General features: G+C 28.1%; 6 protein-coding genes. All 6 read left to right on the top strand.

What is annotated here, in order from left to right; translation table 11 throughout:
• The first annotated feature begins 150 nt into the window (after nt 1–150).
• The gene (locus MPF19_RS18510) at nt 151–1,275 is read left to right on the top strand and encodes a hypothetical protein (RefSeq protein WP_249989765.1); all 1,125 of its coding nucleotides are present in this window, start codon (nt 151–153) and stop codon (nt 1,273–1,275) included.
• A gap of 104 nt (nt 1,276–1,379) precedes the next feature.
• Complete coding sequence (locus tag MPF19_RS18505; protein WP_249989764.1) at nt 1,380–2,120, top strand: hypothetical protein; 741 nt, start codon at nt 1,380–1,382, stop codon at nt 2,118–2,120.
• A 160-nt stretch (nt 2,121–2,280) separates the two neighbouring features.
• Nucleotides 2,281–3,084, top strand: coding sequence for a hypothetical protein (locus tag MPF19_RS18500; protein WP_249989763.1), 804 nt, complete (start codon nt 2,281–2,283; stop codon nt 3,082–3,084).
• Between the two features lie 947 nt (nt 3,085–4,031).
• Nucleotides 4,032–5,027: a hypothetical protein gene (locus MPF19_RS18495; RefSeq protein WP_136582692.1), complete on the top strand. Its 996-nt coding sequence runs from the start codon at nt 4,032–4,034 to the stop codon at nt 5,025–5,027.
• 147 nt (nt 5,028–5,174) lie between these two features.
• On the top strand, nt 5,175–5,966 hold the full coding sequence (locus MPF19_RS18490) for a hypothetical protein (RefSeq protein ID WP_249989762.1): 792 nt from the start codon (nt 5,175–5,177) through the stop codon (nt 5,964–5,966).
• Nucleotides 5,967–6,146: 180 nt separating this feature from the next.
• Nucleotides 6,147–8,417: an AAA family ATPase gene (locus tag MPF19_RS18485; RefSeq protein WP_249989761.1), complete on the top strand. Its 2,271-nt coding sequence runs from the start codon at nt 6,147–6,149 to the stop codon at nt 8,415–8,417.
• Nucleotides 8,418–8,640: the final 223 nt, after the last annotated feature.

Raw genomic sequence — 8,640 nt, 5'->3', positions numbered from 1 at the left:
CAACACCGTATATAATTTATTGCTGGCTTCTCGCCTACTTACGAAAGTCCTCGCGGACTTTCTTGGTTGGTAATTATTTACTAAATTAGTTGCTTGAAACACGCAACAAACCATATACAACAACGTTGTGTGTAAGCTAAAAACCGAACTATGACAAAAATTAAAAAGACAAAAACAGTATATATTCTTGGAGCCGGTTTTTCAGTTGAGGCAAACGCACCTACTCAAGAAAAATTAGTAAGCGAAATTTTCAGAATTCATAAAACAAGACCAAACGTTTTCAATGAAAACAAGTTCGAGGAATTTGAAAAATTTTTAACTAAAACTTTAGGAATACCAACAGAATTACAAGAAACAATTCCTCTAGAAGATATTTTTACACCTTTAGATAGTTGTATCGCAGATAATATGTCATTTAGAGATTTATCAGTAACTCAATTAAAGCAAAAAAGGAATTTAATATTTGAACTTATTGGTATGGCTCTACAGCACATTTTAGAGTTATCGCAAAAAAAATATATTGATAACTTTGCTGATTATTTAGTAAATGAATCTAAAAAAAGATTGAATCATAATTACAGAAAAACGGATTTAGTTTCTGTGATAAGTACAAATTGGGATATTTTATTAGATAACTCAATTTACAACTCAATAAAAAAATCAAATGACCTTGGAGTTGTTGACTATTGCTGTTACATCAGTTCTTATGACAAGAATGACGAAACTGTCAAACCTGGACTTGAAATATTAGGTAAAGGAGGGTATAACGTAAAGCTCCTAAAATTACACGGTTCTTTAAATTGGTTACAATGTCCAAGATGTCAAAGAATATACGTGAAATTCAACCAAAAGATCGCAATGAATCCTTTTTCTACTGTAAACAAACCATCTTGTTTACATTGTGATAAGAATTTTGGAAAGTACAAATCACATCTTCTAAACGCGAATTTAATAATGCCTACATTCTTAAAAGACCTTTCTAATCCGCAATATAAAATCATTTGGCAAAATGCAGGAATTGAATTATCAGAAGCGAAAAAAATTGTTTTTATAGGTTATTCGTTACCACAAGCAGATTTTGAAATGAGACAATTATTATCTCGAATGGTAGATAAAGATACAGAAATTGAAGTTGTGAATTGGAAAAATCCTAATAAACCCGAAATTTATGACAATCTAGTAAGTGGATTTAAACAGTTTTTTGGTAGAGAAATTCAAGATTACGAAAAAGGAACTTCTAATTATGTTAAAGAATTAAATTTCAGGAATGAATAAAAGCCTACACACAACACCGTATATAATTTATTGCTGGCTTCTACCCTATTTACGAAAGTCCTCGCGGACTTTCTTGGTCGGTAATTATTTACTAAATTAGTTGCTTGAAACACGCAACAAACCATATACAACAACGTTGTAAAACATACCCAAGAAACATTGTGATTAACATTGAACTTTTAGTAAAAGACAAAATAAATACTCTTTGGAGCGAATTTGGAAACGAAGATTATTGTCAATTTTCACCAAATTCGATTGCGGAAATCCCAAAAGACGGATTAGTTTTCATCGGAATTAATCCATCAATGACTGACAAAGTAAAAGAGCAACTAATTGAAAAAAATGATATAAACTGCGAATTTCATAAATTGAGTTATGATGTTAATGAAGATTATCGTTATTTCAAAAAATTCTTTGATGTTGCGGAAAAAACTGGACTAAATTGGGGACATTTAGACTTGCTTTATAACCGAGAAACTAACCAAAAGAAAGTTGCAAGTTTACTAAAAACTGAACGTGGAAAAGATTTTATATACAAACAATGTATGATTTCTAAAATTGTACTTGACCAAATAATTGACGAAAAGAAACCGAGAATATTTGTTGTTAATAATACTTTAGCAAGAGACTTATTGGGAGAATATCATAAAGAAAAACCGAATAATGAAAGTACTCATTGGATTGGTTATGATTTTATATGGAACGAAGAATTCGGAACTTATGTTTATAAAAATAATCCCTTTTTCTTTACAAGTATGCTAACTGGACAAAGGGCATTAGATAATGGTTCTTACGAAAGGCTGATTTGGCAAATAAATTTAGTAAAAAACAAACAGAGTGAGTAAAGTACGTTTTACAACACCGTGTATAATTAATTGCTGGTTTTAGCTCACTTGGGAAATTCCTTCGGAATTTCGCCGTTCGTGCTTTATTTAGTAAATTCACTGCTTGAAACACGCAACTAATCATACACAACAACGTTGTAAGCAATTTTAGAAAAACATTATGAATAAAGAAAAATACTGCTTCGTAATTATGCCAATATCTGATCAGGAAGGATATGAAAAAGGTCATTTTACAAGAGTCTATAAACATTTGATAATTCCTGCCTGCAAAAGTGCTGGTTTTATTCCAATTAGAGCAGATGATGAAGTTAAAACTAATCATATTGTAATAGATATAATTAAGAAAATATTGGAATCAGATATTGTTTTATGTGATTTAAGTGCTAAAAACCCAAACGTTATGTACGAACTTGGTATAAGACAAGCATTTAATAAAAAAACAGTCTTGATTAAAGATAATAAAACCTCAAGAATATTTGACATACAAGGTTTGAGAACCATCGATTATGATGAGAATTTAAGAATAGATGAAGTCCAAACTAAAATTGAAAGTATTTCAAAAACTTTGAAAGAAACAACAGAATCAAAGAAAGACGATATTAACTCATTAATTCAATTATTATCTATTAAGCCTGCTGTTCTTCCTGAAAATTATGAAATTTCTAAAGAATCAAATTTAGTTTTAAGTGCGTTAAATGACATATCTAAAAGGCTTGCAAAAATAGAAGGAGATGAAAATCCTTCTTCTTTCAATAGAAAGCCAGAAATAGCTGAATTTAAAATTAACGGACACAAATTTCATAGTGGAAATCAATTATTTGATAGTGGTAATAATCATAAACAAATAGGCAAATTAATCACTGTAGAAGGAGAGACCGTTTATTACAAAAACCTTGAAGGAGAAATAAAATCATTTAATGGAAATGAAGCTTTATATGAAAGAATTGATTCTATACCATTTTAAAAAAACAGCTTACAACACCGTGTATAATTAATTGCTGGTTTTAGCCAGTTTACGAAAGTTCTCGCGAACTTTCTATCTGTGATTTATTTACTAACTTTAGTGATTAAAACACGCAACTAATCATACACAACAACGTTAGGTGTAAGTAAAATCGAACCTCAACAAATAAATTTTAAGACATCAAAATACATTTATTTTAAAGAAAAATGAATCTTAAAATCAAAATAAAATATTGAATAAGAAGTAAAATTTAAAATCTTAAGAAAATAAAAAAGATCTCTTCTGAACTGTACGAAAAAAAATATTTGAAGTTTAAGGTAATTTAGAAAAAGTAGATAAAGTTGAAATATTAAGAAAGCGAAAATCAAACTCTACTGAACTGTACGAAAAACTAAAATCTTGATGTTTAAGATAATGTTAGAAAAGTAGATAAAGTTGAAATAGTAAGAAAGCGAAAATCAAACTCTATTAAACTGTGCGAAAGACTAAAATCTGGATGTTTAAGACAATTTAGAGAAAGTAGATAAAGAGGAAATATTAAGAAAGCGAAAATCATACTCTACTGAACTGTACGAAAAACTAAAATCTTGATGTTTAAGATAATGTTAGAAAAGTAGATTAAGATGAAATAGTAAGAAAGCGAAAATCAAACTCCACTAAACTGAACGAAAGACTAAAATCTTGATGTTTAAGACAACTTAGGAAAAGTAGATAAAGAAGAAATATTAAGAAAACTATAATTTAAAAAAACAGGAATTTAATTTAGAAAAACTCGAAAATCAAATTACCTACACCTAACACCGTGTATTAAAAATTGCTACTTCTAGCCTATTTAAGAAAATACTCGCATATTTTTTTCTCTGTGTTTTATTTAGTAAATTCACTGCTTAAACAACGCAACTTTCAATACACAACCACGTTAGCTGTAATTTAAAAAAACTCATATAATGAAAAATAACATTTTATTTCTATTTCTATTAATTACGATAATCAGTTGTAAGGAAAAAAACGCAAAATCATCAACTAATGAATCAATTCCTAAAGAAACAACTAACGAAAAAATTTACAATGGAACAGGAAACGTAACCCAAGGATTAGCGGAAACACAAATTAAAAGTCTTATTTCTTGTAATCGAGGAGGTAGCAGAATTTCAGGAGTTGGAGAAATAAAAGATGATTTAGGAAATAGTTGGACAGTTCCCGGAATTAATCATTTCAACGAATCGACCAAAGCTTCTGATTTATATAATGAATGTAACTCTATAACACCAAATAATCTTTCAGAAATAGATATGAATTCCGTTCCTGTCTTTGAGATAGATTCGGACGGAGAAATCATTACAGGCTATCTTTTTGCGGATAATTATTTTGAACTTTACATTAACGGAAAATTAATAGCAGTTGACCCAGTACCTTTTACACCATTTAATTCAAACATTGTAAAATTCAAAGTAAAAAAACCTTATACAATTGCAGTAAAACTAATAGATTGGGAAGAACATTTAGGTTTAGGTTCAGAAAATAATAGAGGAAAAGATTTTCATCCTGGAGATGGAGGTTTTATAGCCAGCTTTAGTGATGGGACTATTACAAATAGCAAATGGAAAGCACAAACTTTTTATACTGCACCTATTAGTGATTTAAGTTGTTTAAGTGAAATTGGAGAAAAAAGAATCTCTTCAAATTGCAGTACAGATGGAGTTGATAATGGAACAGCATTTTACGGTATTCATTGGAAAATTCCAGAAAATAGTTTTGACGTTACTTTCAATGACAGCCAATGGCCAAATGCGACCACATATACTGAAGATGAAATAGGAGTAAATAATAAAAAAGCATATATGAACTTCATAGAAAAATTTAGTGGAAAAGGTGCTGAATTTATTTGGTCTACTAATGTCGTTTTGGATAATGAAGTCATTGTTCGTTACAAAGTGGAATAAAAACTACAGCTAACACCGTATATAATTTATTGCTAGCTTCTCGCCTACTTACGAAAGTCCTCGCGGACTTTCTTGGTCGGTAATTATTTACTAAATTAGTTGCTTAAAACACGCAACAAACCATATACAACAACGTTAGCACCAATTATGAAATCGAGCATTTTAATAAAATTTCTGCTTTTATTTGGGTTATTTTATTCTTGTAATAAAAAATCTGAAAATACGAATTCGGAATTTATTGAAAGCAAATTATTTGGAAAAGTAAAAAGTATTGAAACTAAAACTTTTAAAAATGACACGTTAAAATCGGTAGAATTGGAAATCTACAGAAAAGACGGAATTATTGAAAAAAGTAAATTCCGCTTTGAACCCAATTTATCATATGGAGAAAAACTTTTCAAATACGACAATAAGAATAATTTAGAAAAAGAAGTAATAATTTCAGACGGAGATACAACTAACACGAATTTATACATTTATAATAATCTTGGTTTATTGAAAAAAGAGGAATATTATGAAAATAAACTTCATAGTATAACTAATTTCAAATTAGATTCTTCTGGAAAGATTATTGAGAAAAATTTCAAATACTTGAATTCGGACGGTTTGAGAACTTTTAAATTCTATTACCCAGACAGTTTAACAACAATTATAAAGGAATATTTGCGAGGGAATCCAGATACAACCAGAGAAATAAAAATATATCCTCAAGAAAATAAAAAGAAAATATTGAAAAAAAGGTCTTTCTCAAAATCTGAATTTGGAGAAGTTTTTTATCATAATAATCAAGGAAATATTATCAAAAAGGAAAAATATTACGAGGGAAAAATAACAGAAACTGAAAACTTCACTTATGAATTAGATTATAATAAAAATTGGTTAAAATCTGAAAGTGGAAAAATTAGAAAAGAACGGAAAATTGAATATTATGAAAATTAACTGGTGCTAACACCGTGTATAAAAAATTGCTATATTAGTGCTTTACCAAAAGTAGTTGCATTTTTGTAAACAACAATTTTCCTGCGGAAAATAGCCGTTCACTTTAAACGCAACTTTCCATAACACAACAACGTTAGGCAACATACCCACGATTACGCAAAAAAACCACATCAAGAAAAAATGATTACGAAAATTAACAAGCTTAAAAAATTTGGTATATATAAGGATTTTTCTTGGAATGGATTAGATGATTTTAAACAGAAAAACTTAATTTATGGTTGGAATTATTCAGGTAAAACTACTTTATCAAAACTATTTCAAACTATAGAATTTAGAGATAAAAACAAACATTTTTCAGGTTCAGAATTTGACATTACAACTAAAAAGGACAATACCGAATTAAATCACACTCAAAATGATTTAGAAAACTTTCCTTATGATATAAAAGTATTTAATTCAGATTATATTAAACGAATTTTTACTTTCGATTTACCTAACTCGAACATTCAACCAATTTCATTTTATCTTGGAGATCCATCAGGCGAACTGGATAACAAAATCAAAATACTAAATAAGAAGATAATACAATTAGAAAACATTAGGGATAATCGTTATCAAAAAATAGTTGATGAATTTAGTAATTACAATAAAAAAAACGGAAAATTCACAATAAAAGCAAAAGAAATAAGAGAAAATTACCTTGATAATAAACTTGACCAAAACAATTTAAATAAGGCTAAAATCCAACAAATTACAGATAAAGTTAAGTCTGACTTATCAAAATATATTTTATCCGACATAGAAAAAGAAAAAACAAAATCAAAAGCAATAACTGAAAACACTTTTGAGCTTCAAAAAGAAAATTTTAGCTTTATAGAAAAGTTAGAAACACTTGCTAATAAAGTGAAATCCATTTTAGAAGATTCTGCACCTAAATCAATTCCATTACCAGAATTAGACGAAAATAAAATATTATTCAATTGGGTTCAGGCAGGAATCAAACTACACGAAAATGAAACTGATTGTAAATTTTGTACAAATCCGTTGCCAAAGAATAGAATAAGTGATTTAAACTTATACTATTCTGAGAAACTTCAAGAAATCCAAAATGAAATTGAATCTGTTCAAAAAGAATTAAAAGCAGAAAATGATAAACTAAATATCCAATTTCCTGATAAAAAGAATTTAGAAAATAGTTATCAAAAGGATTATGAAAACTCAATTAGTGCTTACTCTAAAACTGTTAATCAATATAAAGCTCAATTAATAATATTAGAAAAAGACTTGAAACGTAAAGCTTCTAATTATTTTAATAATATTCCAATAACAGAAATTGAAATTATAACTTTAAAAAAAGAGTTTGACAATATTGAAAGTTCAATAAAAGCTCATAATGATTGGTTAAATCAATTTGATGAAAACAAAGCAAAATCAATAAGTGAAATCTTAAATCATTACATCGCTGAATATTTACAAACGGAAAATTATAATCTAAAAGAATCTAATAAAATTAAATCCGTACAAATAATTTCTAATATTAATTCTATAATTTCAACAAATAATGTTGATAAATTAGTTCTTGAAACACAATTAAAAAGTAGCGTAAAAGGACAAGAGGAATTAAACGACATATTAGAAATTCTACTGCATCGCAATGATATTAGAATCGAGATAAAAGAAGATAAATTTACACTTGAAAGAAGCGGACATTTAGCCAGTAATTTAAGTGAAGGAGAAAAGTCTGCAATTGCATTTGCTTATTTTTTAACGGAACTTAAATCATTAAGAGATGACGAACCACCAAAATTATATAAAACAATTGTATTTATAGATGACCCAATTTCAAGTTTAGATAGTAATCATATTTTCCAGGTTAGATTGCTATTACATAATTTTTTCAAAATAAAAGATTTTGCTCAACTTTTTATTTCAACACATAATTTTGAGTTTTTCTCAGTTATGTTAGATACAAAGCTTATGGGTAGAATAAATAAAGATACGGCAGAAAAGAATCGCCCATTATATTTTATCAAAAGAAATGATAATAACAATTCCGTTATTAAAAAATTACCAAAAGCATTCAGTTCATATAAATCTGAATATGTTGGACTATTTCATATAATTAAAGAGTTTAATGATTTAGAAGATAAAGAAAACTTTACGAATTTATTAATTTTACCGAATGCAGTCCGTAGATTTCTTGAATTGTATACAATAATGAAATATCCAAGTGTAAATGAGGTTGATAATCGAGTAAAACAAATTTTCAACCCTGACGACAAACCATTATATAATACTAAATTATTACATTGGTTTTCTCATCAAAATCAATTTGAGAAAGTACAGCAACACGATGATAAAATATTACAAATTGAAGATGCAATAAGTGAACTACTTGAATACATTGAAACAAAAGATAATTTGCATTGGAAAGGACTAAACGGTGAATAAAGTACGATTGCCTAACACCGTATATAATTTATTGCTGGCTTCTCGCTTACTTACGAAAGTCCTCGCGGACTTTCTTGGTCGGTAATTATTTACTAAATTAGGTGCTTGAAACACGCAACAAACCATATACAACAACGTTGCAAAAAATTGCTCACTCACTCAAATTCTGAATTGAAAATAGCGTTTAAAAAATAAAAAAATAGAATTTAAAATTGTGGAACAC

Source organism: Polaribacter sp. Z014 (genome assembly GCF_023555435.1).
Taxonomy (GTDB): domain Bacteria; phylum Bacteroidota; class Bacteroidia; order Flavobacteriales; family Flavobacteriaceae; genus Polaribacter.
The sequence above is the reverse complement of the archived record's forward strand: the minus strand, read 5'-3'. Positions and strand labels throughout refer to the sequence as shown.

What these genes read in the sequence shown, in the direction of transcription:
- MPF19_RS18510 (WP_249989765.1), top strand. Translation starts at nt 151, where the DNA reads ATGACAAAAATTAAAAAGACAAAAACAGTATATATTCTTGGAGCCGGT.
- MPF19_RS18500 (WP_249989763.1), top strand. Translation starts at nt 2,281, where the DNA reads ATGAATAAAGAAAAATACTGCTTCGTAATTATGCCAATATCTGATCAG.
- MPF19_RS18495 (WP_136582692.1), top strand. Translation starts at nt 4,032, where the DNA reads ATGAAAAATAACATTTTATTTCTATTTCTATTAATTACGATAATCAGT.
- MPF19_RS18490 (WP_249989762.1), top strand. Translation starts at nt 5,175, where the DNA reads ATGAAATCGAGCATTTTAATAAAATTTCTGCTTTTATTTGGGTTATTT.
- MPF19_RS18485 (WP_249989761.1), top strand. Translation starts at nt 6,147, where the DNA reads ATGATTACGAAAATTAACAAGCTTAAAAAATTTGGTATATATAAGGAT.